General features: G+C 66.9%; 1 pseudogene. It reads right to left on the bottom strand.

The annotated features are described in order from the left end of the window. Positions 1 to 188, bottom strand: a pseudogene (locus B7767_RS45115) (hydrolase); the annotation flags it as partial. Between the last annotated feature and the right edge of the window lie 235 nt (positions 189 to 423).

Genomic DNA, 423 nt, shown 5'->3' with positions numbered 1-423 from the left:
TTCCCGCCGTTCCGTCCGGCGATGGCGCTGAGTTCGCTCAGGTGCGCCCTCACCTTGGTCACGTCGACGTCGGGCGCGGCGGCGGCGGTGTTCGCGGCGGGCGCGGAGCCGGTGGCCGCGGCGGGGAGTGTGCCGCAGCCGAGCACGACAGCGAGCGAGATGCCCGCCACGGCGAATCTTCGTTTCACCTTGTCTCCTCCGGGAGGTGGCTGTGGGGTGAGCCACGCAGGATTGACATGGCATGAGCATGTCGGAGTGGCGAGAAGACTCACAGTGATGGTTGAGCCAGTCAACGGAAAGAGCGGGGCTGGGGCTTGATTGTCCGAAAGAAGCACGCGGGATCCGCTATCCGGACACCATGACCCGGTCCCGAAGCTCAAACGCCGGACGGGCTGAGTCAGCCCGTCCGGCGTTTGAGTTCCG

Origin of the sequence: Streptomyces sp. 13-12-16, assembly GCF_002114215.1 — a bacterium.
GTDB lineage: Bacteria > Actinomycetota > Actinomycetes > Streptomycetales > Streptomycetaceae > Streptomyces.
Note: the sequence above shows the minus strand (reverse complement) of the source record. Positions and strands in the feature narration are given on the sequence as shown.